Here is a 22,980-nt window from a genome sequence, read left to right on the forward strand (position 1 = left end):
TGCGCTTCGGCTACGGCCCGGTCAACAGATTCTGTCAAGGAATCGTGTGTAAATGTCCCGCTTTCGCCGGCTTTAGCTGTAAAGATGTAAATATTTTGACAAAACTCGCCGCCTCGCCTGCACTGAAGGACGCCATCGGCGGCGGCCGCAAGATCTTCGCTGGCGCGCGCGTGCGGCGGCTGCGTACCCAGCGTGGGCTCACCCAGACGCGCATGGCCCACGATCTCGGCGTGTCGGTCAGCTATCTCAACCTGATCGAACGCGACCAACGCCCGCTGTCGGCCAGTTTCCTCGTCAAGCTGGCCGAACATTATGATCTGGATGTGCGCAGTCTGACCGGCGACGACGGCGGCGAACTGGTCGAAGATTTGTCAAAACTCTTCACCGATCCGCGGTTGATCGGCATCGATGTGCCACGCGCCGAATTGAAGGATCTGGCGGTGCGCGCGCCGGCCATCGCCCATGCGTTGTTGCGGCTGGCGGCGGCCACCCCGCCCGTCGCCCCGATCCCGCCGCCGCCTGGCCCGCTGGCGGCGGTGGCCACGCTGATCGATGCCGCCGGCAATTATTTCCCCTTGCTGGATGAAAGCTGCGAACGTCTGGCAGACGAGCTGCGCCTGTCCGGCCCCGATCTCAACGCCGCAGTGGTCGATCGCTTGCGCAGCCGCCACGCCATCACCGTGCGCGCGCTGCCGATGGAGGTGCTGCCCAACCAGTTGCGCCGGCTCGATCTGCATGCCCGGCAATTGATCCTGTCCGAATCGCTCGATGCTGCCAGCCGCGGCTTTGCCGCCGCCGTGCAATTGGTGCTGATCGAACTGAAAGCCCAGATTGCGGATACCATCGCGGCCGCCGGCATCACCGACCCTCTGGAGCAACGCGCCTGCACCGTGGCGCTGGGCAAATATGCCGCCGCCGCCACATTGATGCCCTACGGTCGCTTCCTCAGCGCCTGCGAAGCCACCGGCTATGATGTCGAACTGTTGCAGGCGCGCTTCGGCCGCGGGCTGGAGCAGGTAGCACACCGCCTGACCACGCTGCATCGCCCCGGCGCGCGCGGGGTGCCATTCTTCTTCCTGCGGCTCGACCGGGCCGGCACCATTTCCAAACGCTTTGCGCCTGGTCCATCGCCCTTGCCGCTCACCGGCGGCTGCGCGCTGTGGCATGTCTATCATGCCTTTGATCGGCCCGGCGAAATCCGCCGCCAACTGGTCGAGCTGGAAGACGGCAAGCGCTTCCTGACGCTCGCGCGAACCGTGCGGCCGGCCGCCATGCCCTGGGGCGGTGCCCGGCCAAGCTTTGCCATCGGCATCGGCTGCGACATCGCCCATGCCGGCGCGCTGGCCTGGAGCAGCGGCATCGAACTGAACGGCCAGGCCGCCCCGATCGGGCCGGGCTGTGCCGCCTGCCACCGCGCCGCCTGCCGCCAGCGCGGCCAGCCCCCAGCCGGCGCCCATCTGGCGTTTGATGAACGCCAGCGCGGCCTCACCCCATTTCGTTTCACCGATGATTGAAAGGCAGAACATGACCAGCCACCCCGCCCTGAATTTTCCGGAACTTGGGGGCGTCGAGATCACGGGCGCGATGCAGCCCGGTTACGAGACCATCCTCACCCCCGAAGCGCTGGCGTTCGTCGCGCAGTTGCACCGCATGTACAATCCCACCCGGCTGGCGCTGCTGCGCGCCCGTGATCAGCGGCAGGCGTGGATCAACCGCGAGGGCTTCATCGGATTCGCGCCGGAATATTCGGCGATCCGCGATGATCGCAGTTGGCAGGTGCGGCCCGCGCCAGCCGATCTCGCCGATCGTCGGGTGGAAATCACCGGGCCGTGCGATCGCAAGATGGTGATCAACGCGCTCAACAGTGGCGCGCAATGCTTCATGGCCTGCCTGGAAGACGCCTCGGCGCCGACCTGGGATGTGATGGTGCAGGGGCAGATAAATCTGCGCGATGCCGCCGTCGGCACCATCACGCTGGAAGACAAGGGCAAAAGCTACAGCCTGAACGAGAAGACCGCCGTGCTGATCTGCCGTCCGCGCGGTTGGCATCTGGATGAAGCGCATCTCGTGGTCGACGGCGAGCGCGTCGCCGGCGCGATCTTCGATTTCGGCCTGTACTTCTTCCACAATACGCGCGCGCTGCTGGCCAAGGGCAGCGGTCCCTATTTCTATCTGCCCAAGCTGGAGCACAGCCTGGAGGCACGGTTGTGGAACAATGTCTTCATCTCGGCCCAATCGATGCTGAATCTGCCGCTCGGTACCATCCGTGCCACCGTGCTGATCGAAACCCTGCCCGGCGCTTTCATGGCCGAAGAAATCCTCTATGAACTGCGCGATCACATCACGGCGCTCAATTGCGGCCGCTGGGATTATATCTTCAGCTATATCAAGACGTTCCAGGCCGACGCCGCCAAGCTGCTGCCCGACCGGGCCGCAGTCTCCATGGCGGTGCCGTTCATGGCGGCCTATGCCGCCCATGTCGTGCGCGTCTGCCACCGCCGCGGCGCCCATGCCATGGGCGGCATGAGCGCCTTCATCCCGGTGAAGGACGACGAAGCCGCCAACGACAAGGCCTTTGCCGCGGTGCGCGCCGACAAGGAGCGCGAGGCGAAGCTGGGCCATGACGGCACCTGGGTGGCCCACCCCGGCCTGGTCGGCGTGGCGCGCGACGTGTTCGACCGGCTGATGCCCGGCCCCAACCAGTTGGCGGTGATTCCGGCTGGCGAAGCGACGCTGGCCGATCTGGTCACGCCGCCGGCCGGCGCGCGCACGCTGGCGGGGCTGACCAACAACATCAATGTCGGCATTGGCTATGTCGCGGCCTGGCTACGCGGTCAGGGCGCGGTGCCACTGCACAATCTGATGGAAGATGCTGCCACCGCCGAAATCAGCCGCACCCAATTGTGGCAATGGCGCACGCACGGCGCGGCGCTGGATTCGGGCGAAGCGGTCGATGCCGCGCTGATCACCCGCGTCACCGACGAGCAACTGGCAGCGTGGCGCGCCCAAGTGGGCGACAATTTCTTCGAGGCCGGCAAGTATCGCGAAGCCGCCGACCTGTTCCGCACATTGGTGCTGGCCGACAAGCTGGAACCGTTCCTGACGCTGCCAGCCTACGCCTTCTACTTCGCAAAATGAGCCGAGCCTCTCCCCTCCCCTGAACGGGAGGGGAGTTGACCTCACTCGCCGCGATTGCCGCCCTTGGGTGCCGGCAAACCCTGCTCCGCCACCATGGCCGGTGTCACCTTATCCTTGTATTTGTTGCCGTAATTGCTGCGAACATAGTTGATCACATCGGAAATCTGCTGATCGGTAAGGCTGCCGCGGAACCAGGGCATAGCGCCCTTGCCGCCGGTGACAACCATGATCGGATAGCCAGACACTTCCAGATTGGGATTTTTCGCCAGCGCCGGGATGCGGCCGGCGCCAACGCCGCCCAGCGCATTGGCCATGTGGCAGGCCTGGCAGATATTCTGATAGACCTCGGCACCCGGATGCGGCGCCGCGGGCTTGGCGGCCGGTTTCTGGGCCAGCGCGGGTGCGGCAATCACGGCGGCCGCCAACAGGAACATTCGCATCATCATGCCTCCAACGCGCGCTTGTGCAGACGGGTGACCGCGTCCAGCGAGGACAGGATCGCGCCTTCCATCCAGCAACCGATATAGCTGGCGTGTTCACCGGCGAGCACCAGCCGGTTATCCACCGCCACCAGCGTCTGGTAATGTTCCTTGCGGGTGTCTTCGTTCCACTGCGCACAGCAGCCCAGGGTGAACGGCGAACGGCTCCACGCCACCGACGCGCCGGTCAGAAATTCTTCCTTGTAGCGGCCGGGGTGGAAGACGCTGCCCTGATCGAGCGCGCGGGCGATGCGTTCTTCCGGCGTCATGCCGGCGAATTTGTAGCTGGCCGGGCCGAACGTATAGGCACCCAGCACCACCGCCGGGCCGTCGCTGTGCATGCGACCGGATGGATAGGAGATCATGGCGATCTCGCGGTCGGTGAAGCTGATGCCGCCATAAATGGCTTCATCCTCCTCCCAGAAGCGCCGCTTGAATTCGAGGCCGACCTTCACCGAATTGCTGTAGGGCACCGCGCGGATCGCCGCATCGAGGCCAGGCGAGCAATCGACTTCGATCTGGGCCAACACCCCCAACGGAATGGTGCACACGCAATAATCCGCCGTGGCGGTGCTGGCCACGCCGGTGCCAGTGTCGGTATAGCCCACCGTCACCTTGCCACCCTGCTGGCTGATGCTGGTCACCTTGCTGTTGTAGCGGACCTTGCCCTCCACCTGGCGGCCAAAGGCCTTGCCGATCATGCCCATGCCGCCCACCGGCTGGAACATCGAATGCTGGTGATCGATGCTCATATGCTGAGCGACGACACGCCAGATGCCGGAATCCATGATGTCCTTGAAGGCATGGGGTTCCGACGGGATCGGTTCGCCCAGCACGCCGCCGCCCTGGGGCCGATCCCACATGCGCCGCCGCGACGAGCGGGCGCTCTTGGAGTATTTGAAATTCTGATCGAGCGCGCCCCATTCGCGCAGCGCCATCCGCAGCCGGTCGCCGTCTTCACGGGTCATCACGCTGTCCAGACCGCGATTGTCGATGGCCTTGGCCAGCAGTTCGGCGACATTGCCGTCCCAATCGCCAGCCAGCTCGCGGTAGCGCATCGGCTTGCCGTCGAAGGCCTTGGCCGAATGCACCAGCGCCTGGTGGTTCATCTGGATGAACGGTTCCAGCGCCACGCCGAACTGCTTGCAATAATGCAGCAGAGCGCGGTGGTGATAGGGGATGCGCCATGGGCCCGGGTTGAGATAATTGCCGTCGGAGAAGCCAACCTTCTGCGTGGCGCCGCCCAGTTCGGTATAGGTATCGCCGCCATAGAGCGACCAGTTCCGGCCGCCGGGGCGATTGTTATATTCCAGGATTTGCACCTCATAACCGGCCTTGGCCAGTTCATAGGCGGCAAGCATGCCGGCAAGGCCAGCGCCCAGCACCAGCACCTTGGCCCCCGGCCGCGCCCCGGTCAGGTTGGGCGGCCCGGCAAACTGGGTTTCCTTGGCGTGGCCCAGCGCTTCCATGGCCTGATACAGCACCGCCGTGCCCGCCATCATGCCGATGGCCCGCAGCACTTCGCGCCGCGTCGGCCCCATTTGTGCCCAGTTGTTCAATGCCTTGATTCCCCTCGCTATGCCCGCTGGCAGACCCATCCGATGGCGGCTGCACCCCCGCGCCGATAGTGGCGAAATGACGGGGCTTTGTCACCCATTGCCGTGGCGCTTCACGCCGCAAGAACGGACACCGGCCTCACCACGGCTGCGGACCGTAATCGCTGTCGGCACGGTCGGCGAATTTGGTGAACTGCTTGATGAAGGTCAGCGGCACGGTGCCGGTGGCGCCATGGCGCTGCTTGGCCACGATCACTTCGGCAAGGCCGAAGACTTTCTCGGCCTTTTCCCGCCACTTGGCGTGTTTATCACCGTCTTCGGGATCGGGCTGTTTCAGGCTGTGATAATATTCCTCGCGATAGACGAACATCACGATGTCGCTGTCCTGCTCGATGGTGCCGGATTCGCGCAGATCTGAAAGCTGCGGCCGTTTGTCTTCGCGGTTCTCCACCGCACGTGACAATTGTGAGAGGGCCAGCACTGGCACCGCCAGTTCCTTGGCGAGCGTCTTCAGGCCGCGGGTGATTTCGGAAATTTCCTGCACGCGGTTGTCGCTGCCGCCGCTGCGCGATCCGGTGAGCAATTGCAGATAATCCACCACGATCAGCCCGATGCCATGCTGGCGCTTCAGCCGGCGGGCGCGGGTGCGCAGCGCTGCGATGGTCAGGCCCGGCGTGTCATCGATCCACAGCGGCAAAGCAGACAGCGCAGTGGAGGCGCGCGCCAGCCGGGTGAACTCCTCATCCTTGATGCGACCCATGCGCAGCGCTTCGCTGCTCAGCTCGGATTGTTCGGCCAGGATGCGCGTCGCAAGCTGGTCCGACGACATTTCCAGGCTGAAGAAGGCCACCGGCGCGCCGCTGCTCTTCTCCGGCTCCACGCCGCGCGCCACATCCTCGGCAAAGCGCTGCGCGCAGGCAAAGGCGATATTGGTGGCAAGGCTGGTCTTGCCCATCGCCGGGCGGCCGGCGAGGATGATCAGATCGGATTTGTGCAGGCCGCCCATCTTTTCGTTCAGGCCGGTCAGGCCGGTGGTGTAGCCCGACAGATGCCCGCCCGATCGCTTGGCGCGGTCGGCCATCTTCACCGCTTCCATGGCGGCTTCGCGGAAGCTTTTCACCGCGCCCTGCACTTCGCCGGCCTCGGCAACCTTGTAGAGCGCCATTTCGGCGGTTTCGATCTGGTCGATCGGCGCGACGCCGGTGCTGGTATCGCCGGCCGCGCTCACCATGTCGCGCCCGACGCGAATCAGCTCCCGCAGCAGCGCCAGATCATAGATCTGCGTCGCGAAATCGCGCGCCGCCAGCAGCGCCGCGCCATTTTGCGTCAGCATCGCGAGGTAACCGGGGCCGCCCAGTTCGATGATTGCCGGATCGGCATCGAACAAGGGCTTCATGGTGACCGGATTGGCCGACATGCCCTTGGCCGACAGCGACAGCACCGCCGCGTAGATGCGGCCGTGCAGGGCATCGGCGAAATGATCGGGCTTCAGGCGGGTCACGACATCCTCGACCAGCCGGTTGTCGATCATCAGCGCCCCCAGCAGCGCGGCTTCGGCTTCGAGATTCTGCGGCAGGCCGGCCATCGGCTGGCCCGGATCAACCAGGCGCAGATTGGGGCCGCCCTGAGCGTTGGCTGGGGGCAGGAGGGGCGGGAGGGAGACCATCGGGCCCTTGTCGCGCATGGCCAGCCGGCCGGCAATCCGCCCTTGGGTACAGGGGGCGAATTTTGATCTGCACGTCTCTGTTAGCATGCTGTGGACAACTTGGCCGCACCACGCCGCTTGCCCGTCGCCCCGAAACTGGCGTAAGCCCCGCCACCGATGACCAGCCCCCTCCCCGACTATCGTGCCCGTTCCGCCTCGCGCCTCGCCGCCGTACAGGCGCTTTATCAGCGCGAGATGGGCGGCGATCCGGTGCCCAAGTTGCTGATGGAGTTCCACAGCCACCGGCTGGGCCAGGAAATCGAAGGTGCCGAGTATCTCGCGGCCGATCAGGCGTTTTTCGATGATGTCGTCGCCGGTGTCGCCGCCCGCCAGGACGAGCTGGACGGGCTGATCAGCGGCGCGCTGGCGGAAGGCTGGGCACTTGATCGCCTGGACCGGCCGATGCGGGCGCTGCTGCGCGCGGCGGTCTATGAACTGGTGGCGCGCGCCGATGTGTCGGCGGCCACGGTGATCAATGAATATGTCGATGTTAGCCACGCCTTTCACGATGAAAAGCAGGCGCGCTTTGCCAATGGCCTGCTCGACAGCGTGGCCCGGCAGGTGCGCGCCTGAGCCATGGCGGAGCGGGATTTCATCGCCCGCCTCCTGTCTCCGTTGGCCACATCTGCGGCGGCGCGCGGCCTTGCCGATGATGCCGCGGTGTGGATGCCGCCGATCGGCCGGCAGCTGGTGTTCACCCATGATGTTCTGGCCGCAGGGGTGCATTATCGGCCCGCTGATCCGCCCGGCGACATTGCCTGGAAATTGCTGGCGGTGAACCTGTCCGATCTGGCCGCCATGGCCGCGGCGCCAGCGGGCGTGCTGCTCGGGTTGGGTCTGTCGGCGGCGGAGGATGATGGGTGGCGCGAAGCGTTCGCCGCCGGCCTGGGCCGCGCGCTGGCGCATTTCGGTGTGGCGCTGTGGGGCGGGGATACGGTGTCCGGGCTGGGGCAGGCGGTGCTGGGGTTGACGGCCGTGGGCTGGGTGGAGCCCGGCAAGGCGATGGGCCGCGCCGGCGCACAGCCGGGCGATGCGCTATGGGTTTCGGGCTGCATCGGTGGCGGCGGGCTGGGACTGGCGGTTGCGCAGGGGCTCCGCCCACCCGACAAGTCGCTGCTGAACCGCTATCGCCGCCCCACGCCGCGCCTGGCGCTGGGTGCCGCGCTGGGCGGCGTGGCCACCGCCGGCATGGATGTGTCCGACGGCCTGCTGATCGATGCGCAGCGGTTGGCGGCGGCTGGCGGTGTGGGGCTGGCGATTGCGATCGATGCGGTGCCGCTGACTGCACCGGCGGCCGGGCTGGCCGAAATCATGGCGCAGGCGACAGCCGGTGACGATTACGAATTGCTGTTCACCGCGGCAGCAGATGTGGATGTGGCGGCGCTGGCCGGGCCCACGAAAACCCCGGTGACCCGCATCGGCACGGTGGTCGCGGGATCAGGGTTGGCGCTCAGCTTCGCCGGCCAGCCGGTGCCACTGCCGGACCGGCTGGGGTACGAACACGGCTAACCCCGCGCGATCTGCGGCACCAGTTCCTTCAACGCCGCCACCAGCCGATCGCATTCCGCCGGCGTGGTGAACAGCGCCGGCGTCACCCGCACGCAGGCGCCGGCGGTCAGCCCGGCCCGGTGCACGGTCATGATGTTGTAGCGGTTGAACAATGTGTCGGTGATGGCGATGTTGTCGGCGATGCTGGTGTGGCCGGCAATGCGAAACGAGGTGATCGCGCCGAACGTGCGCGGATCATCGCCCAGCATGATTTCCAGCCCCGACAGCCCGCGCAGCTGGCTGACCCAGCGGTTGCGCAGATATTGCAGCCGCGCCAGCTTCATCGGCACCGGCAGCACCTGTTCCTGAAAATCCAGCGCCGCCGGCAGGGTGAGCTGCGGCGCATAATCCAGCGTGCCCTGGTGCACCTTGGCCTGCACATCCTCGGGCTTCGCGTCCGGCTCGGCGGGGGCGGCAGCGATCATCGGCGCCGCACCGGGCCGGATCCAGAAGCCTGCCACACCCACCGGCGCGCCCACCCATTTGTGGAAGTTCAGCACCACGAAATCCGCGCCGAAATCCGGGATCACGAACGGCCGCTGCCGGAAGCTTTGCGCACAATCCACCAGCACCATGGCGCCCGCCGCCTTGGCGATGGCGGCAATCTCCGCCACCGGCACCACCATCCCGCTCTTGTGGGTGCCATGCGTGAGCAGCACGAACTTCAGCCGCGGCGCATTCCGGATGGCCTCGGCATAGGCGGCGATCACATTGTCCCGCGTCGGCGCCCGTGGCAGCGGCACCGTGATGGCCTGCGCCCGCCGGTTGCGGGCCAGGGCCCGCATGGCATTGTGGCTGGTGTCATAATCACTGTCGGACCACAGGATCGATTCGCCATCGGCCACGCCCTGGAACTGGCTGATCAACGCCTGCAAGCCTTCGGCGGCATTGCGGCAAAAGCCGATCTCGTCCGGCTGCACGCCCATCGCCTGCGCCGCGCGGTCGCGCACCACTGCCTGATCCTTGCGCATCGCCCGGCGCGCATAGACGCTGCTGTCGCGGTTCAGCCGGTCCAGATTGGCGCGGTGCACTTCGGCCACGGGCGCCGCCATATTGCCCCAATAACCATGCTCCAGCTGCGTCACCGGGCCCATTTTCGGATAAAGCGCCGCAATGCGCGCCCAGCCGGCTTCGTCATCGGGCGCGATTGCGCCTGTGGGCACCGCTGCCCGCGCCACCGCCGGCACCGCCGCCGCGCCAGCCGCCAGCCAGAGAGCATCCCGTCTTGAAACCGTCATTGCAAAATCTCCCCCCGCCATGGTCACCTACTTGCTTGCGTTCGGCAAAACCCATGTCATTCTGCGACAAAATGACCGACCCGCGACATACGCGGGCAAATTCAACTGGGGAAGGATAATCATGGACAGCGTTATGGTTGCCATCGTCTGCGGGTTGGCAGCGGTGGCCTACGGCATCTTCACTTCGCGGCAGGTGCTCAGCGCCTCGCCGGGCAATGCCCGCATGCAGGAAATCGCGAAGGCCATCCAGATCGGCGCCGGCGCCTATCTCACCAAGCAATATACCGCCATCGCCATCGTCGGCGTGATTGTCGCCGGGCTGGTCGCCGGGTTCCTTGGCGTCATTCCGGCCATCGCCTTCGTGCTGGGCGCCGTGCTGTCGGGCGCCACCGGATTCATCGGCATGAACATTTCGGTGCGCGCCAACGTGCGCACCGCCGAAGCCGCGCGCCAGTCGCTGCAGGCCGGGCTCACCATGGCGTTCCGGTCTGGCGCTGTCACCGGCATGCTGGTCGCCGGCCTCGCGCTGCTCGCCATCGCCGGATACTTCTATGCACTGGTGTCTTCGGGCCTGGAGCCCACCAGCCGCGCCGTGGTGAATGCGCTGGTGGCGCTGTCGTTCGGTGCATCGCTCATCTCCATCTTTGCCCGTCTGGGCGGCGGCATCTTCACCAAGGCGGCTGATGTGGGCGCCGACATGGTCGGCAAGAACGAACTCGGCTTTGACGAGGATGACGATCGCAACCCCGGCGTGATCGCCGACAACGTGGGGGACAATGTCGGCGATTGCGCCGGCATGGCCGCCGATCTGTTCGAAACCTATGTCGTCACCATCGGCGCCACCATGGTGCTGTGCGCATTGCTCGTGGCCGGCCCTGATGCCGCCAAGCTGATGACCCTGCCGCTGCTGGCCTGCGGTGTCTGCATCATCACCTCCATCATCGGCACCTATTTCGTCCGCCTGGGTGGCGGCTCCATCATGGGCGCGCTTTACAAGGGCCTGATCGTCACCGGCGTGCTGTCGGTGCCGGCACTGTGGTTCGCCACCGCCGCCATCTTTCCGGACATGACCGCCGTCATCGGCGCCGATCCGGCCGCAGAGGGCGCCGTCAAGATTGCCGGCGTCGAAGGCGGCTTCACCGGGCAATCTTTGTTCTTCTGCATGCTCGTTGGCCTCGTCGTCACCGCGCTGATCGTGTGGATCACCGAATATTACACCGGCACCGATTATCGCCCGGTGCAATCCATCGCCAAGGCATCGGATAGCGGCCACGGCACCAACGTCATCCAGGGCCTGGCCGTGTCGATGGAATCGACCGCCCTGCCCACGTTGGTCATCGTCGCCGGCATCATCGCCACCTACAAACTCGGCGGCCTGATCGGCATCGCCTTTGCCGCCACCGCCATGCTGGCCCTGGCCGGCATGATCGTCGCCCTGGATGCCTATGGCCCCGTGACCGACAATGCCGGCGGCATCGCCGAAATGGCCGGCCTTGATGGCGAAGTGCGCCAACGCACCGATGCCCTCGATGCGGTGGGCAACACCACCAAGGCCGTCACCAAGGGCTATGCCATCGGCTCGGCCGGTCTCGCCGCACTGGTGCTGTTCGCCACCTATACCGAGGATCTGTCGCAATTCTTCACCCAAGTGCCGGTGGATTTCTCGCTGTCCAATCCGTACGTCGTCGTCGGGCTGCTGCTCGGCGCGCTGCTGCCCTATCTGTTCGGCGGCATGGCGATGACCGCGGTGGGCCGCACCGCCCAGGCCGTGGCGCAGGATATCCGCGCCCAGTTCCGCGAAAACCCCGGCATCGCCACCCGCGAAGTGAAGCCGGACTATGCCCGCACCGTCGGCCTCGTCACCGCCGGCGCCATCAAGGAAATGATCGTCCCCTCCCTGCTGCCCGTGCTCGCCCCGGTCGTGGTCTATTTCGCCATCACCGCCGTCGCTGGCCAGGGCAATGGCTTTGCCGCACTCGGCGCCCTCCTCATGGGCGTCATCATCTCCGGCCTGTTCGTCGCCATCTCCATGACCAGCGGCGGCGGCGCGTGGGACAACGCCAAGAAGGTGATCGAACAAGGCGCCTATGGCGGCAAAGGCTCCCCCGCCCACCAGGCCGCCGTCACCGGCGACACCGTGGGTGACCCCTACAAGGACACCGCCGGCCCGGCCGTGAACCCGATGATCAAGATCACCAACATCGTGGCGCTCTTGCTTCTCGCGGCCCTGGCGGGGGGCTAAATCCTCCCCTCCCTGCGTCTCCCCTCCCGCTCGCGGGAGGGGCCGGGAGAGGGGCCTCCCCACCAGCACCAACCCCAAAAGGGGCGGCCCACCAGCCGCCCCTTTTTTCATCGTCCCAACACCCCCACCCCGCTCATCCTGAGCCTGTCGAAAGACGCGCCAGTTTTGCCACCTTTGCCAAATCCGGCGGGATTGGGCGTTGTAAAACCGCCGTTTTCCAAAAAAACCAGCCCCGCCGCCGGCCCCAATCCAAAGCCCGGCCACCATGGCAAACAAGGCCCGTGCAGGACAGAGAACCAAGCAAGACTGCCTCCGGCGGGCAGGGGCTGAGCCCCTGCACCCACTCTGGTTGGGCCCGGCTGAAAAGTCTCGCCGAACCAGAAAGCCACGCCATGCCGCCAGGCAATCCAACAATTGTGTTTTACAAGGTTACAAAGGTTCCGCTTTTGGCGCTTTTCCGGCACACCATGTGCCACATGTTCGACGCCGGAACAGGCCGCCGCCTGCGCAGGAGCATGGCATGATTTCCGCCCTGTAGGACAGACCCCAGCCTGGAACCCCTGCTAAACCAACTGCGCGCCGCCTCCATCCGCCCGCTCAGCGGCATCGAAGCCCGCGGCGCGACAACAAGAGTGATCTTCATCGAAGGACCAGCCGGGGCGAAGATCGAACTGCTGCAGCGGTAGGGTGCGGCTGCGTGGCTGGCCCGGCCCGTTTAGGACAGAGAACCAAGAAGGCGGCCTCCGGCGGGCAGGGGCTGAGCCCCTGCACCCGCTTTCGTTCAGCTTGGTTCCCTAAGGCATGAAGGGCTAATTACTTCAGAGACGGCAGCACATCAAAGACCGGTTCACCAGTAAGTGCTCCCGCCTGTAAACCTGCAAGCCGTTCAACGATATTTGGTGACAGCCTAAGTCGAGCCAGAAGTTCATCACGAGCAAGCAAACCAGATCCCAAAACAAGATCGGCCACCTTACCAAGAAGTAAAGGCTGCTCCAGAGGCAGGCCATTTTCGCCGTCTAGCGGCTCCACAGTTCTCCATTTCTTAAAGGAAATCTGCTTATAGAGATTTGTCACCTGCTGATCATCAAACAATCCAAGATGCTTGCAGCGATAAATCATTGCTTGAATGGATACCTTCCACCTCCTCTTGAGCTCGACGAATGCTAGAAGGCGCGGAGAATATACTTCATTAGTAAATGATTTTCGTGGTAATAGAAATGCGCTGGCAAACCGGTCAGCCTCAGCTTCTATTTCTTTAAGTCGGTCTTTGTCTTCGATTTCCTCTGTGCCGAGCCAACGATGCATTACCAAGTGCCCAAGTTCATGCGCCGCATCAAAGCGTGCGCGTGCGCCACTGCTTTTATCGGATGCTAGAAAAACAAATGGTCGGCCACCGCTCCAGAACGAAAAAGCCTCAACTTTCTCACCAGGCATCTCTAGCCGACATACAATTGTACCCTTAGATTCTAGGAGTCGTACAACGTTAGAAATGGGACCAAGACCTAGGCCAAAATGACCACGTACCGTTTCGGCAATATCTTCAATCTCATCTTCGTTGTAACGAGACGTCGAAGAGCAAGAAGGCTCAAAAGAGGGCAAATCGACAATTGGAAAATTAACGTACTCATCGAAAGAATATGCAGTTTGTGCAAACCAGCGCGCATATACGGCACAAGCTAAGTTTCGTTTTTTTGTATCCGCTCCGACCTTGCGGAAAAAATTCGTACTGTGAGGCCCAAACGTGGCTGGGGCTTCGGCAACGAAATAGCTAATGGGTTGCCCAAGCGCATTTGCGATTGAGTTCATAGTGCTTGGCTCAGGAAATTTCTCTCCCTGTTCATAAGATGAAATCGCCTGTCGGCTGACGTCAATCATTGCCGCCAACTCGGTCTGGTTGAGACCAACCGCAGTCCGCGCTTCGGTCAGTCTACCCGGAATCAAGCGCCGCCCGAAACCATCGTCTCGGGCGGCACCTGGAAAGTGCAGAATATTATTGTTAATCGTCATTATCTTTCTGCCATTGCTCCAAGTCCTGCTTTAGCAGGCCAAGAGCTTCAAAATCGGTGTCGGTGTTTTCAGCCGGCGGAAGATCATCTGCAAGCTCGTGCGGCATCTGCATAAGGTTTGGCGATTGATAACGGAAGCCGCGACTATGGATGGGATGCGGAACGCCGAGGTGTGCAAATTCAAGCGTTTGGTGGCCGTGAGTGATCAGCAAATGCGGCAAGCCGCGAACCTGTTGTTCCGATTCGAATTCCGGCAAATCAAAGTAAGGCTCGTTGTTCAGGCGGCCATTCCGGCGAAACTCGACATTGCGGGGTTGATTTTGCGAGTCTGACACCTGACTTATGGACAGAACAGAGTGTGGCAACCTGATTTCGAGATAGCGCCCGGTTGGCTTGGCGAAGCTCCTCCATCGGAAATCAAACGGAAGGCGACCACTTTCAATCAAGCGTTTGAAGCCCAGATCAACTGCCCATGAAATTAATCGGCCGTGATTGTCCAAGGCCGTCTCTATCTGGAGGATCGGCTCTTCTGCCGCGAGCAGCTTCGCAGCATCATAGGCAGTTCTGAGGGTCGAGGGAATCAGTGGCCAGAATTGCTTCGGAAACTGATCCTGCAGAAAAAGGTGGGGGCTCACAATCTGCATGAGGGCTCTTTTTATCAGATGGGGTAACGCAACCATATCTGAAAAACGGGCCGATTTGTCAACCGAAATTCTGCGGAAGCTTGTGGATGCGGAGACGCCGGCTGCATGAGGTGGTGCCTGAAGCGACTTCCCACCCCCAGCCCCTCCCGCAAGCGGGAGGGGAGTCGATTGGCGCTCTGCTGGGTGTGAAGCGCCGCCCCAAACGAAAGTGGGTGCAGGGGCTCAGCCCCTGCCCGCCGGAGGCCCCCTTACTCTTCCTCTTCCGAAACCCCGCCTTGTTTCAGCAACTCGCGCGTCAGCAGGCCGGTGTAGCGGCGTTGTCTGCGGCGGGCTTTGGTGGGGTTGGCGCGCCAGGCTTCGCGTTTGAAGTCAGGTTCATTGGGACGGCGTGTTGGAGGTCGTCGGCCTGGGTTATGTCGTGTGCGTCTGTGGGGGAGGTGCGCTTGGGCATTTGGGTCCTCCGATGGGGGGGTGATGGTGGGACCCCTCCACCGCCTGCGGCGGTCCCCCTCCCCTGGAAGGGGAGGATTGTGGGGGTCAGGCGAGGGTGGCGAGGAAGGTGGCGGCTTGGGCTCTGATCCGCACCTGTTCCTCTTCCGAGAAGCGCCGCCAGCCGTCGTACATGCGCCAGAGGCGTTGGTTGTTACTGAGCGCTGCTTCGTGGCGGGCGAGGAAATCCCAATAGAGGCTGTTGAGCGGGCAGGCGTTCGGGCCGGTGCGAATTTTCACGTCGTATTTGCAGCTTTTGCAGTGGTTGCTCATGCGGTTCACATAGGCGCCGCCGGCCGCATAGGGCTTGGTGGCCATCAGGCCGCCGTCGGCGAACTGGCTCATGCCGATGACGTTGGGGGCCTCCACCCATTCGATGGCGTCGGCATAGACGCTGAGATACCAGAGGTGGACTTCGCCCGGATCGGTGCCGACCAGCATGGCGAAATTGCCGAGGATCATCAGGCGCTGGATATGGTGGGCCATGGCGTTGCGGCGCGTGGCGTCCACGGCGGTGCCCAAGCATTTCAGATCGGTGGGGGCGCCCCAGAACAGCGCGGGCAGCGGGCGCGTGGCGTTCAGGTGGTTGCGCGCGGTATAATCCGGGCCGGCGAACCAATAGAGGCCGCGGACATATTCGCGCCAGCCGAGGATCTGGCGGATGAAGCCTTCCACGGCGTTCAGCGGCGCGGTGCCGGCGACGTAGGCGGCTTCGGCGGCCTGGCAGACTTCCAATGGGGAGAGCAGGCCGAGGTTGAGCGCCGGGGAGAGCAGGCTGTGGTTGAGCACATCCTCCCCCGTCACCATCGCATCCTGATAATCGCCGAAGCCGGCCAGCCGGTGCGCAATGAAATCATCGAGTGCGGCCAGCGCCTGTGCGCGCGTCACCGCCCAGCCGAAGCCGGCCAGGCTGCCGAAATGATTGCCGAAGCGGGCGGCGACGGTTTCGATCACATCGGCGGTGATCGCATCGGGGGCGAAGCGCAGCGGCGGGGTGAATTTATGGCCCTTGGGCACGGATTTGCGGTTTTCCTGATCATAATTCCACTGGCCGCCCACCGGTTGATCGCCATCCATCAACAGGCCGGTCTGCCGGCGCATCAGCCGATAGAAATCCTCCATCACCATGCGTTTGCGGCCCTTGGCCCAGGCGGCGAACTGATCGATGGGGCAGAGGAAGCGGTCATCATCGCGGATTTCCACGGGCAGGCCGGTGATTTCGCCCCAGCTTTGCTGATCATCGAGCACGCGCCATTCGCCGCCGGCCACGGTGACGATGCGCGTGGCCTTGTGGCGGATGGCGGCGCGGGCGACTTCGCCGGCGAAATCGCCGCTGCTGTCGGGATCGTCGATGCGGATATAGTCCACCTGCCAGCCGGCCGCGCGCAGTTCGTCGGCGAAATGGCGCATGGCGCTGAAGAACAGCGCGATTTTCTGCGGGTGGTGGGGGACGTAGGTGGCTTCCGCGGCCACTTCCATCATCAGGATGATGGCGTCTTTCGGGATCGCTCGCAGGCTGGCGAGGCTGTGGGAGAGTTGATCGCCGAGGAGGGGGACGAGGGTGGTCATCGCGACCGTTTCGGCGCGGTCGTCGTGCGTGGCAACCCGCAGCGGTGTCGCGCGGCGCGGCCCACCCCCGGCCCCTCCCGCACGCGGGAGGGGAGGGGGGTGGCGCTTGCACTTGCTGCTCCCCTCCCGCGTGCGGGAGGGGCTGGGGGTGGGTCTACGCCGCCAGCGCGATGCCTTCGTAGCGCGACAGGTGGAAATCCACGCTGCCGAACTGGTTTTCGATCAGCGTCGCGCGCTTGAAATAATGGCCGACGGCCAGTTCCTGGGTGATGCCGATGCCGCCGTGGATCTGCACGGCGTTCTGGCCGACGAACTTGGCGGCCTTGCCGACCTTGGCCTTGGCCATCGAAACGGCGGCGGCGCGTTCGTCGGTGTCGAGCTTCAGCGTGGCCATCATGGTCATGGAAACGGCCTGTTCGACCTCCATGAACATGTCGACCAGGCGGTGCTGGATCACCTGGAAATCGCCGATCGCCTTGCCGAACTGCTTGCGCTGCTTGGCATAATCCAGCGAGGAGGCATGCAGCACGCGCAGCACGCCGCAGGCTTCGGCGCACAGGGCGGCGGTGGCTTCGTCAACCACCTGTTCGATCAGCGGCAGCGCTTCCTCGCGCAGCACATGGTCGGCGCCGATGGACACGTTTTCGAAATAGACTTCCGAAGCCGATGTGCCGTGCACGGTGAGATAATCGCGGCGGGTGATGCCGGGCGCGTCGGCCGGGATCAGCAGCAGGGCGATGCCGCCCGCGTCACGCTGGGCGCCGCCGGTGCGCGCGGTGACGAGCAGATGCGTGGCGTGGGCAGCGCCGTCCACCACGGCCTTGTGGCCATTCAACTGGCCGCCCTTCAGCGTGGTGGTGAGATCGTTGAGGTAATAACGGCCCTGCGGTTCATAGGCGGCAAAGGCGATGCGGGTGGTGCCGCCGATGATGCCGGGGATCACCGCATCCGCCACGCCGCCGCCGACATGCTTGAGCGCGCCGCCGCCGATGACGACGGTGGACAGATAGGGTTCCAGCACGATGGCGCGGCCCATTTCTTCCATCACCACCATATTTTCCACAACGCCGCCGCCCAGGCCGCCATGCGCTTCGCTGAACGGTGCGCCCAGGATGCCGAGCTCTTCGGCAAAAGCCTGCCACACGGCCGGGTTCCAGCCCTTGCCGCCGTGCACGACCTTTTGCCGGGCATCGAAGTTATAGGTGTCCGCCAGGTAGCGCGAAAGCGTGTCGCGCAGCATGGTCTGTTCTTCGGTGAAGTTGAAATCCATGGTCCGTCCCCAAGTTTTTAACCCTCTCCCCCAATAGTAGTTTGGGCGGGAGAGGGCGAGAGACGCCGAAGGCGGCACGTTAGGGGTCCTCAACTGGAAGTGGGTGACCCCTCACCCCGCCGCGCTGGCGCGCGAGTCGCCCTCTCCCGCAAGGGGAGAGGGGTTTAAGTCAAAGTCCCAGCACCATCTTTGCGATGATGTTGCGCTGGATTTCGTTCGACCCGCCGTAAATGCTGGTCTTGCGCATGTTGAAATACACCGGGGCCACGCGGCGCGCGCTGTCCGGGCCGACAGCGAAGCTGTTGTCGCCTTCGCCCATCGAACGGAAATACGGCGCGCCATAGGAACCAGCGGCTTCCAGCGCCAGTTCGGTCAGACGCTGCTGGATTTCGGTGCCCTTGATCTTCAGCAGGCTGGATTCCGGGCCGGGGCCCTTGCCGCTGCTTTCGCCGGCCAGCGTGCGCAGTTCGGTATATTCCAGCGCCGCCAGATCGACTTCCAGCTCGGCAACCTTGCGCTTGAAGAACGGGTTGGACAGCAGCGCTTCGCCGCCGTCTTCGGTCTTGCGCGCCACGTCCTTGATGCGCTCCACGTTGCGCTTGGAGGCGGCGACGCCGGCGATTCCGGTGCGTTCGTGGGCCAGCAGGAACTTGGCGCAGGTCCAGCCCTTGTTTTCGTGGAACACGCGGTTTTCCACCGGCACGATCACGTCTTCCAGCCAGACTTCGTTGACCTCATGCTCGCCGCCCAGGGTGATGATCGGCCGCACGGTGATGCCCGGCGTCTTCATGTCGATCAGCAGGAAGGAAATGCCTTCCTGGATCTTGGCCGTGGTGTCGGTGCGCACCAGGAAGAAGCCCCAATCGGCGTGCTGCGCCATCGTCGTCCAGGTCTTCTGGCCGTTGACGCGGTAATATTCCTTGCCGTCCTCACCGGTGAAACGCTCGGCGCGGGTGCGCAAGCTGGCGAGATCGGACCCGGCGCCCGGCTCCGAATAGCCCTGGCACCACCAATCCTCACCGGAAAGGATGCGCGGCAGGAACTTGGCTTTCTGCTCCGGCGTCCCGAACGTGTAGATCACCGGGCCGACCATCGACAGGCCGAACGGCATCAGCCGCACGGTATCGGCGCGGGCGGTTTCTTCAGACCAGATATAACGCTGCGTCGCGGTCCAGCCAGTGCCGCCATATTCGACCGGCCAGGCGGGGACGATCCAGCCCTTTTCATGCAGCACCTTGTGCCAGGCGAGAAAATCTTCCTTCGCCATTTCCTCGCCTTCGTCGATCTTGTCGTGCAGATATTGCGGATAGGCATCGCGGATGAAGGCGCGCACTTCGTCCCGGAAGGCCACGTCTTCGGCGCTGAAATTCAGGTCCATGTTCTACTCCCCAGCTCACAGGTTGACGTTTACGTAAACCCGATTCGAAGCCCGCACAAGCCTGCGAGTTTTGTCACAGCGTCACCTTGTGCCTCCGGCTCGCTGTTCCCACATCGGATCCATGCTGAACTTCCTCTCCCTGTTCATCGGCCTCGGCGCGCTCGGGCTGGCGATATTCGCCTTCCTGCCGTTCCTCGGCTGGGCGAACTGGGCGGTCATCCCGCTGGCGATGGTCGGCCTGGGGCTGGGCGCACTGTCGAGCAGCAATGCGGGGCGCAATCTCAACCTGGTGGTGATCGCGATCGGCGCGTTCCGGCTGTTCATGGGTGGCGGGATTTTCTAGCGGCAACTGGCACCGAAACATTGGCTGTGCTAATTTGTGTACAAATTGGCACAGGAGGTTCGCGGTGGCGGCATCGACGACCATGACCATCAGGGTAACGGCCGAAACAAAGGAACGCCTCGGCCGGCTGGCGCGCGAGACGCGCCGCAGCCGATCCTTTCTGGCGGCTGAAGCGGTCGACCGCTATCTGGACAGGGAACAGGCGATCATCGACGGCATCACGCGCGCGCGCGCAGACGTCGCTGCCGGTCATCTGGTCACCAACGATGCGGCCTTTGCCGAATTGGCGGCCGCCATTGCTGTTGCCGGGCGTGACCGCGACCGGTGAACCGGCCGGTTCTCTGGTCACGGGACGCGCTCGATGATCTCAAGAAGCAACTGATCTACATTGCCGCCGACGATCCGGTGGCTGCCGGCCGGGTTGTTGATCGATTGCGCGCGGCTGCGGCCGGGCTGGAAGACTTTGCGACGGGGCGACCGGGCCGCGTTACCGGCACGTACGAGAAATCCGTAACCGGCCTGCCTTACATCATCGCATATGAGATCATCCCGCGCGACGCGCGTGAAGCCGTCGCGATCCTGCGCGTGATCCATACGGCACGGAACTGGCCAGATGAGGCATGGCCATCGGATGAGTGACGCGCCTTGCGGCATGGCTGCCAGTTGGCAACCGCCTTCATCAGCAAGGAATAAGCGGCCTCCGGCGGGCAGGGCCTGAGGCCCTGCACCCACTTTTGTTTTCGGGCGGGATGGCCGCATATTAGAGCGCCGCAGGCTTCGACTCATTGCCCGCCGCGCCGGCCAACACACTATAGCGAAGAAATATCTTTATCCGCACTGTCCAAGTCCCTTAGAATTTGACCAATTTGGTCTAAGAGCGGCCCTTGAATCGAGCCGGCTGATAACAACATGAATTCGGATTCAACTTCGCCGCTTGTTTGAAACACGTGATTCAGCCGAATTCGAAATTCATCAACAAGTTGGCGGACCTGATCGTCTCTAACTCGATTAGCCAGTAACATTACTTGCGTCGTTAACTCCATTTGTTCATCAGATAGACCGTTGGGAAGCGGTTGTTTATGCCATTTCCCGGTCGTTCTATGGGCAACTATGTCTTGATGGAGAGATGCACCAGCATTGCGGATCAATTTCTGGGAGGCCACTTGAAGAGCAAGTAGGGTTTCCCTCTGAAATTCATTGTTCCGAGCGATCAACCGCTCGTTTCGTTCTTCTTTGCGTCGCTCCCGCCCTCGCTTGGTAATCCGACCATCATTGAACCAGGTCGAGACGGCCGCAATAAGGCCGCCAATAGTCACGCTAGCTATCGTAGTTAGCCAGTCCTGCATTTCTGTACTCCGACATTCGTCATACAACGCAGCTCAACGCTTCTAAGAAGGCTGCTGCTAAACACAAGCTGAGCATGGAGACGTTTATAAAGTAGGTAAAGTGGGTGCAGGGGCTCAGCCCCTGCCCGCCGGAGGCTATTCTGCCTTCTTCACTTGCGCCGCCCGCTCCGCCTCGCGCTCACGATGAAACAAGTGCGTTGCCATCATCGGGCCCACCGCTGGCGCCACCAGATTGAGCACCGGCACGGCGAACAGCAGCGCCGTCGCCAGCCCGATGCCCCAGGAGTCCCATTTGTGCAGCCCCGGCCAGGCGCGTGATTCGCCCAGGGGCACGTGGCGGGCGGCGACGGCCTCCAGATATTCGCGGCCCAGGGCCCAGCCGTTGGCGATGATGAACAGGAACAGCGGGCCGACGGCGGTGACCAGCAGCAGCAGATAGGCGGGCAGCAGCAACAGGTTGATCAGCGCCACGCGCATTGCGGCGCGGCCGCCCATGGCGAGTTCCACGCCCAGGCCGAGCGCGTGGCCCTTGGCGTTGGGGTAGTAACGCTGCTCGACGGCGATGATGATGTCATCCTGCCACATCGCCATCACGGCGGTGGCGATGCTGGTGAAGCCGAGCCAGGTGAGCAGCATGGAGAGGATGAAGGCCGCCGCACTGCCCGCGCCCGCCGCCCAGAAGCGTTGCAGCCAGCCCGGCCAGCCCGCGGTTTCGACCATGGAAACGCCGGCGAAGATGCCCCACGCCAGCACGCCGAACAGCATGAGCGTCAAGAACAGCGCGCGCAGCAGCACCCGGCGGATGGGGGCATCCCACAATTGCGCGAAGGCCAGGATCAAAGCTGCGGGCACGACTCTTCGCTAGGCACTGTGCAGGGCGGGGGCAAGCGGCTATGCGACGCGTATCTGTTCAGGAGCTTCGCATGACCAATATCGCCCGCCGTTTCGACATTCTTGCCATCGGCAATGCCATTGTGGACGTGATCAGCAGTGCGGCGCCGGCTTTCCTGATCGACCGCGGCATCCCGCACGGTTCGATGCGCCTGATCGACGCCGCCGAGGCCGAAACGCTGTATGCCGCCATGGCCCCCGGCCGGCAGATCAGCGGCGGTTCGGCGGCCAACACGGTGGCGGGTGCCGCTGGATTGGGCGTGCGCTCCGCCTTCGTCGGCCGGGTGGCGGCTGACAGCCTCGGCGATTTCTTCACCCACGATATTCGCGCCGCCGGTGTGCATTTCGCCACCGCGCCGGCCACGGGCGGACGCCCGACCGGCCGCTGCCTGATTCTGGTGACCCCGGATGGCGAGCGCACGATGAACACCTATCTCGGCGCCTGCCAGGAACTGGATGCGGCCGATCTCGATGCCGAACTGGTGGCGGCATCGGGCATCCTCTATCTGGAAGGCTATCTGTGGGATCCGGCGGCGCCGCGGGCCGCCATGCAGGCGGCGATCAAGGTGGCGCGCGCGGCGGGCAACAAGGTCGCCTTCACGCTTTCCGATGTGTTCTGCGTGAACGGCCATCGCGGCGATTTCCGCGATCTGCTCGAAAGCCATGTCGATATCATGTTCGGCAACGAGAATGAGGTGAAGGCGCTTTACGAGACCGACGATCTCGATGCCGCCATGGCCGAGCTGTCGCGCCACGCCTGCATCACGGTCGTCACCCGCAGCGCCAAGGGTGCCGTCGTGGTGGGCGGCGGCCACCGGTATGAAGTGCCTGGCGAAGCGGTGGCGCAGGTGGTGGATACCACTGGGGCGGGCGATCTGTTTGCCGGCGGCTTTCTGGCGGGTCTGGTGCAGGGCCGCACCCTGCCCGATTGCGCGCGGATGGGCTGCATTTCGGCGGCGGAGGTGATTTCCCACTTCGGCGCGCGGCCGGATGCCGATCTGGCGGCGCTGGTGGCGGCGAAATTGGGGTGAATGAGGAGGGCGGCCACCCCTCCGCCTCGCTTTGCTCGCCACCTCCCCTGGAAGGGGATCGTTGCATAATCCGACGTTTGGGATTTTTATTCGGTCAGTTTGGCGTT

Annotated in this window: 20 protein-coding genes; 9 read left to right on the forward strand and 11 right to left on the reverse strand. The window is 63.9% G+C overall.

The window, feature by feature from the left end:
- The first annotated feature begins 95 nt into the window (after window positions 1-95).
- Complete coding sequence (locus tag ABWP22_RS12855) at window positions 96-1,514, forward strand: helix-turn-helix domain-containing protein (protein ID WP_353200376.1); 1,419 nt, start codon at window positions 96-98, stop codon at window positions 1,512-1,514.
- Window positions 1,515-1,524: 10 nt separating this feature from the next.
- A complete protein-coding gene (aceB, locus tag ABWP22_RS12860) occupies window positions 1,525-3,138 on the forward strand; it encodes a malate synthase A (protein ID WP_353200377.1) in 1,614 nt (537 codons plus the stop codon).
- Between the two features lie 41 nt (window positions 3,139-3,179).
- On the opposite strand, the gene ABWP22_RS12865 is transcribed toward aceB, so the two are convergent.
- The 3 genes from ABWP22_RS12865 to ABWP22_RS12875 all read right to left on the reverse strand — a co-directional run bounded on the left by ABWP22_RS12865 (window position 3,180) and on the right by ABWP22_RS12875 (window position 6,758).
- The gene (locus ABWP22_RS12865; protein WP_353200378.1) at window positions 3,180-3,581 is read right to left on the reverse strand and encodes a c-type cytochrome; all 402 of its coding nucleotides are present in this window, start codon (window positions 3,579-3,581) and stop codon (window positions 3,180-3,182) included.
- Complete coding sequence (locus ABWP22_RS12870; protein ID WP_353200379.1) at window positions 3,581-5,158, reverse strand: flavin monoamine oxidase family protein; 1,578 nt, start codon at window positions 5,156-5,158, stop codon at window positions 3,581-3,583. Before ABWP22_RS12870 ends, ABWP22_RS12865 begins: the two co-directional genes overlap by 1 nt.
- A 154-nt stretch (window positions 5,159-5,312) precedes the next feature.
- Window positions 5,313-6,758, reverse strand: coding sequence for a replicative DNA helicase (locus ABWP22_RS12875; protein ID WP_353200398.1), 1,446 nt, complete (start codon window positions 6,756-6,758; stop codon window positions 5,313-5,315).
- A gap of 237 nt (window positions 6,759-6,995) precedes the next feature.
- Here ABWP22_RS12875 and nusB point away from each other — a divergent pair, with 237 nt between their 5' ends.
- On the forward strand, window positions 6,996-7,451 hold the full coding sequence (gene nusB / locus ABWP22_RS12880; protein WP_353200380.1) for a transcription antitermination factor NusB: 456 nt from the start codon (window positions 6,996-6,998) through the stop codon (window positions 7,449-7,451).
- Between the two features lie 3 nt (window positions 7,452-7,454).
- A complete protein-coding gene (gene thiL, locus ABWP22_RS12885) occupies window positions 7,455-8,387 on the forward strand; it encodes a thiamine-phosphate kinase (RefSeq protein ID WP_353200381.1) in 933 nt (310 codons plus the stop codon).
- Here thiL and ABWP22_RS12890 read toward each other — a convergent pair.
- Complete coding sequence (locus ABWP22_RS12890) at window positions 8,384-9,664, reverse strand: aminotransferase class V-fold PLP-dependent enzyme (RefSeq protein ID WP_353200382.1); 1,281 nt, start codon at window positions 9,662-9,664, stop codon at window positions 8,384-8,386. The two genes, thiL and ABWP22_RS12890, sit on opposite strands and share 4 nt — an antisense overlap.
- A 121-nt stretch (window positions 9,665-9,785) precedes the next feature.
- Here ABWP22_RS12890 and ABWP22_RS12895 point away from each other — a divergent pair, with 121 nt between their 5' ends.
- The gene (locus tag ABWP22_RS12895; protein ID WP_353200383.1) at window positions 9,786-11,906 is read left to right on the forward strand and encodes a sodium-translocating pyrophosphatase; all 2,121 of its coding nucleotides are present in this window, start codon (window positions 9,786-9,788) and stop codon (window positions 11,904-11,906) included.
- Between the two features lie 813 nt (window positions 11,907-12,719).
- Here the strand turns inward: ABWP22_RS12895 and ABWP22_RS12900 are convergent.
- From ABWP22_RS12900 to ABWP22_RS12920, 5 genes are all read right to left on the reverse strand, one after another.
- Window positions 12,720-13,913: a helix-turn-helix domain-containing protein gene (locus ABWP22_RS12900; RefSeq protein WP_353200384.1), complete on the reverse strand. Its 1,194-nt coding sequence runs from the start codon at window positions 13,911-13,913 to the stop codon at window positions 12,720-12,722.
- Complete coding sequence (locus ABWP22_RS12905) at window positions 13,903-14,556, reverse strand: hypothetical protein (RefSeq protein WP_353200385.1); 654 nt, start codon at window positions 14,554-14,556, stop codon at window positions 13,903-13,905. Before ABWP22_RS12905 ends, ABWP22_RS12900 begins: the two co-directional genes overlap by 11 nt.
- A 537-nt stretch (window positions 14,557-15,093) precedes the next feature.
- On the reverse strand, window positions 15,094-16,614 hold the full coding sequence (locus ABWP22_RS12910; RefSeq protein ID WP_353200386.1) for a cryptochrome/photolyase family protein: 1,521 nt from the start codon (window positions 16,612-16,614) through the stop codon (window positions 15,094-15,096).
- A gap of 154 nt (window positions 16,615-16,768) precedes the next feature.
- Window positions 16,769-17,884 (reverse strand): acyl-CoA dehydrogenase family protein, encoded by a 1,116-nt coding sequence (locus ABWP22_RS12915; protein WP_353200387.1) that lies wholly within the window; start codon window positions 17,882-17,884, stop codon window positions 16,769-16,771.
- A gap of 169 nt (window positions 17,885-18,053) precedes the next feature.
- The gene (locus ABWP22_RS12920) at window positions 18,054-19,262 is read right to left on the reverse strand and encodes an acyl-CoA dehydrogenase family protein (protein WP_353200388.1); all 1,209 of its coding nucleotides are present in this window, start codon (window positions 19,260-19,262) and stop codon (window positions 18,054-18,056) included.
- 121 nt (window positions 19,263-19,383) lie between these two features.
- On the opposite strand from ABWP22_RS12920, the gene ABWP22_RS12925 reads away from it, so the two are divergent.
- The 3 genes from ABWP22_RS12925 to ABWP22_RS12935 all read left to right on the forward strand — a co-directional run bounded on the left by ABWP22_RS12925 (window position 19,384) and on the right by ABWP22_RS12935 (window position 20,244).
- Window positions 19,384-19,605: a hypothetical protein gene (locus ABWP22_RS12925; protein WP_353200389.1), complete on the forward strand. Its 222-nt coding sequence runs from the start codon at window positions 19,384-19,386 to the stop codon at window positions 19,603-19,605.
- A gap of 82 nt (window positions 19,606-19,687) precedes the next feature.
- Window positions 19,688-19,933 carry a CopG family ribbon-helix-helix protein gene (locus ABWP22_RS12930; RefSeq protein WP_353200390.1) on the forward strand — a complete coding sequence of 82 codons (246 nt, stop codon included), beginning with the start codon at window positions 19,688-19,690 and terminating at the stop codon, window positions 19,931-19,933.
- Window positions 19,930-20,244 (forward strand): type II toxin-antitoxin system RelE/ParE family toxin, encoded by a 315-nt coding sequence (locus ABWP22_RS12935; RefSeq protein WP_353200391.1) that lies wholly within the window; start codon window positions 19,930-19,932, stop codon window positions 20,242-20,244. Before ABWP22_RS12930 ends, ABWP22_RS12935 begins: the two co-directional genes overlap by 4 nt.
- A 170-nt stretch (window positions 20,245-20,414) precedes the next feature.
- On the opposite strand, the gene ABWP22_RS12940 is transcribed toward ABWP22_RS12935, so the two are convergent.
- Both ABWP22_RS12940 and ABWP22_RS12945 read right to left on the reverse strand, forming a co-directional pair.
- Window positions 20,415-20,951: a hypothetical protein gene (locus ABWP22_RS12940; RefSeq protein ID WP_353200392.1), complete on the reverse strand. Its 537-nt coding sequence runs from the start codon at window positions 20,949-20,951 to the stop codon at window positions 20,415-20,417.
- Between the two features lie 135 nt (window positions 20,952-21,086).
- Window positions 21,087-21,803: an EI24 domain-containing protein gene (locus ABWP22_RS12945; RefSeq protein ID WP_353200393.1), complete on the reverse strand. Its 717-nt coding sequence runs from the start codon at window positions 21,801-21,803 to the stop codon at window positions 21,087-21,089.
- Window positions 21,804-21,874: 71 nt separating this feature from the next.
- Between ABWP22_RS12945 and ABWP22_RS12950 the strand changes: the two genes are divergently transcribed.
- Window positions 21,875-22,873, forward strand: coding sequence for an adenosine kinase (locus tag ABWP22_RS12950; RefSeq protein WP_353200394.1), 999 nt, complete (start codon window positions 21,875-21,877; stop codon window positions 22,871-22,873).
- Window positions 22,874-22,980 lie beyond the last annotated feature (107 nt).

It is taken from the genome of Sandarakinorhabdus sp. (genome assembly GCF_040398665.1).
Classification (GTDB): domain Bacteria; phylum Pseudomonadota; class Alphaproteobacteria; order Sphingomonadales; family Sphingomonadaceae; genus Sandarakinorhabdus.

Excerpts from the sequence above, each read along its gene's own strand:
- aceB (WP_353200377.1), top strand. The coding sequence starts at position 1,525 with ATGACCAGCCACCCCGCCCTGAATTTTCCGGAACTTGGGGGCGTCGAG.
- ABWP22_RS12865 (WP_353200378.1), bottom strand. The coding sequence starts at position 3,581 with ATGATGCGAATGTTCCTGTTGGCGGCCGCCGTGATTGCCGCACCCGCG.
- ABWP22_RS12870 (WP_353200379.1), bottom strand. The coding sequence starts at position 5,158 with ATGGGGCCGACGCGGCGCGAAGTGCTGCGGGCCATCGGCATGATGGCG.
- ABWP22_RS12875 (WP_353200398.1), bottom strand. The coding sequence starts at position 6,758 with ATGGCCGGCCTGCCGCAGAATCTCGAAGCCGAAGCCGCGCTGCTGGGG.
- nusB (WP_353200380.1), top strand. The coding sequence starts at position 6,996 with ATGACCAGCCCCCTCCCCGACTATCGTGCCCGTTCCGCCTCGCGCCTC.
- thiL (WP_353200381.1), top strand. The coding sequence starts at position 7,455 with ATGGCGGAGCGGGATTTCATCGCCCGCCTCCTGTCTCCGTTGGCCACA.
- ABWP22_RS12890 (WP_353200382.1), bottom strand. The coding sequence starts at position 9,664 with ATGACGGTTTCAAGACGGGATGCTCTCTGGCTGGCGGCTGGCGCGGCG.
- ABWP22_RS12895 (WP_353200383.1), top strand. The coding sequence starts at position 9,786 with ATGGACAGCGTTATGGTTGCCATCGTCTGCGGGTTGGCAGCGGTGGCC.
- ABWP22_RS12900 (WP_353200384.1), bottom strand. The coding sequence starts at position 13,913 with ATGACGATTAACAATAATATTCTGCACTTTCCAGGTGCCGCCCGAGAC.
- ABWP22_RS12905 (WP_353200385.1), bottom strand. The coding sequence starts at position 14,556 with ATGCAGATTGTGAGCCCCCACCTTTTTCTGCAGGATCAGTTTCCGAAG.
- ABWP22_RS12910 (WP_353200386.1), bottom strand. The coding sequence starts at position 16,614 with ATGACCACCCTCGTCCCCCTCCTCGGCGATCAACTCTCCCACAGCCTC.
- ABWP22_RS12915 (WP_353200387.1), bottom strand. The coding sequence starts at position 17,884 with ATGGATTTCAACTTCACCGAAGAACAGACCATGCTGCGCGACACGCTT.
- ABWP22_RS12920 (WP_353200388.1), bottom strand. The coding sequence starts at position 19,262 with ATGGACCTGAATTTCAGCGCCGAAGACGTGGCCTTCCGGGACGAAGTG.
- ABWP22_RS12925 (WP_353200389.1), top strand. The coding sequence starts at position 19,384 with ATGCTGAACTTCCTCTCCCTGTTCATCGGCCTCGGCGCGCTCGGGCTG.
- ABWP22_RS12930 (WP_353200390.1), top strand. The coding sequence starts at position 19,688 with ATGACCATCAGGGTAACGGCCGAAACAAAGGAACGCCTCGGCCGGCTG.
- ABWP22_RS12940 (WP_353200392.1), bottom strand. The coding sequence starts at position 20,951 with ATGCAGGACTGGCTAACTACGATAGCTAGCGTGACTATTGGCGGCCTT.
- ABWP22_RS12950 (WP_353200394.1), top strand. The coding sequence starts at position 21,875 with ATGACCAATATCGCCCGCCGTTTCGACATTCTTGCCATCGGCAATGCC.